The organism is Streptomyces sp. NPDC029041, from assembly GCF_040637515.1.
GTDB lineage: Bacteria > Actinomycetota > Actinomycetes > Streptomycetales > Streptomycetaceae > Streptomyces.
Window position 1 is genome coordinate 1 of sequence record NZ_JBEZWO010000030.1, and the last position, 1,847, is coordinate 1,847.

Sequence of the window (1,847 nt, forward strand, 5' to 3'; positions counted from 1 at the left end):
AACACAGTGGACGCGAGCAACTGAGGACAAGCCCTCGGCCTATTAGTACCGGTCAACTCCACACGTTACCGTGCTTCCATATCCGGCCTATCAACCCAGTCGTCTACTGGGAGCCTTACCCTCTCAAGGAGGTGGGAATACTCATCTCGAAGCAGGCTTCCCGCTTAGATGCTTTCAGCGGTTATCCCTCCCGAACGTAGCCAACCAGCCATGCCCTTGGCAGAACAACTGGCACACCAGAGGTTCGTCCGTCCCGGTCCTCTCGTACTAGGGACAGCCCTTCTCAATATTCCTACGCGCACAGCGGATAGGGACCGAACTGTCTCACGACGTTCTAAACCCAGCTCGCGTACCGCTTTAATGGGCGAACAGCCCAACCCTTGGGACCGACTCCAGCCCCAGGATGCGACGAGCCGACATCGAGGTGCCAAACCATCCCGTCGATATGGACTCTTGGGGAAGATCAGCCTGTTATCCCCGGGGTACCTTTTATCCGTTGAGCGACGGCGCTTCCACAAGCCACCGCCGGATCACTAGTCCCGACTTTCGTCCCTGCTCGACCCGTCGGTCTCACAGTCAAGCTCCCTTGTGCACTTACACTCAACACCTGATTGCCAACCAGGCTGAGGGAACCTTTGGGCGCCTCCGTTACTCTTTAGGAGGCAACCGCCCCAGTTAAACTACCCATCAGACACTGTCCCTGATCCGGATCACGGACCCAGGTTAGACATCCAGCACGACCAGACTGGTATTTCAACGACGACTCCACCCACACTGGCGTGTGAACTTCAAAGTCTCCCAGCTATCCTACACAAGCCGAACCGAACACCAATATCAAACTGTAGTAAAGGTCCCGGGGTCTTTCCGTCCTGCTGCGCGAAACGAGCATCTTTACTCGTAGTGCAATTTCACCGGGCCTATGGTTGAGACAGTCGAGAAGTCGTTACGCCATTCGTGCAGGTCGGAACTTACCCGACAAGGAATTTCGCTACCTTAGGATGGTTATAGTTACCACCGCCGTTTACTGGCGCTTAAGTTCTCAGCTTCGCCCTGACGAATCAGAGCTAACCGGTCCCCTTAACGTTCCAGCACCGGGCAGGCGTCAGTCCGTATACATCGCCTTACGGCTTCGCACGGACCTGTGTTTTTAGTAAACAGTCGCTTCTCGCTGGTCTCTGCGGCCACCCCCAGCTCAGGACGTAAAGTCCATCACCAGGTGTGGCCCCCCTTCTCCCGAAGTTACGGGGGCATTTTGCCGAGTTCCTTAACCATAGTTCACCCGAACGCCTCGGTATTCTCTACCTGACCACCTGAGTCGGTTTAGGGTACGGGCCGCCATGAAACTCGCTAGAGGCTTTTCTCGACAGCATAGGATCATCCACTTCACCACAATCGGCTCGGCATCAGGTCTCAGACTATTGCCAGGCGGATTTGCCTACCTGACGTCCTACACCCTTACCCCGGGACAACCACCGCCCGGGATGGACTACCTTCCTGCGTCACCCCATCACTCACCTACTAACCGCTTGGTTCAGCGGCTCCACCACTCCCCTTTGCCCGAAGGCTCCGGGGCGGCTTCACGGCCTTAGCATCACGATGCTCGATGTTTGACGCTTCACAGCGGGTACCGGAATATCAACCGGTTATCCATCGACTACGCCTGTCGGCCTCGCCTTAGGTCCCGACTTACCCTGGGCAGATCAGCTTGACCCAGGAACCCTTAGTCAATCGGCGCACACGTTTCTCACGTGTGAATCGCTACTCATGCCTGCATTCTCACTCGTGAACCGTCCACAACTACCTTCCGGTGCTGCTTCACCCGGCACACGACGCTCCCCTACCCATCA

The 1,847-nt window shown here is 56.5% G+C and carries 1 rRNA gene (running past one end of the window); it reads right to left on the bottom strand.

Annotation, left to right across the window (positions count from 1 at the left end):
• Window positions 1-22 precede the first annotated feature (22 nt).
• Window positions 23-1,847 (bottom strand): 23S ribosomal RNA (locus AB0F04_RS37765); it runs 1,369 nt beyond the window's last position.